The 318-nt window shown below is 41.5% G+C and carries 1 protein-coding gene; it reads left to right on the plus strand.

Going from position 1 to position 318, the window contains the following annotated elements; genetic code table 11:
• Positions 1–64: 64 nt before the first annotated feature.
• The coding region (locus tag B4K26_RS02355; protein ID WP_296243291.1) for a helix-turn-helix domain-containing protein at positions 65–318 on the plus strand (254 nt) is incomplete at its 3' end.

Below are 318 nucleotides of genomic sequence, written 5' to 3' on the forward strand. Positions count from 1 at the left end.
GACCTCTTGCAAAAGTAGCAGAGGATTTTACAATAACTAATACATTCACAACTGGCTAAGAACCATGCCAAACATAGATAAGCTACTCAAACAAAGTGATGCAGGCTTTAAACGCTACACAGGCATTCACAAAGCGACCTTCCATGAAATGCTGGATGCTATGCAGCAATGTGAAGCACAAAAGACTAAATCAGGTAGACCAAGCGTGCTTAGTCTTGAGGAACAAATATTACTGGCCCTTACTTATTGGCGTGAATACCGGACGCTGTACCACATCAGTATAGACTTTGGTATTCATGAATCTTCTGCTAGCCGTAT

Origin of the sequence: Psychrobacter sp. UBA6766, from assembly GCF_002453355.1 — a bacterium.
GTDB lineage: Bacteria > Pseudomonadota > Gammaproteobacteria > Pseudomonadales > Moraxellaceae > Psychrobacter.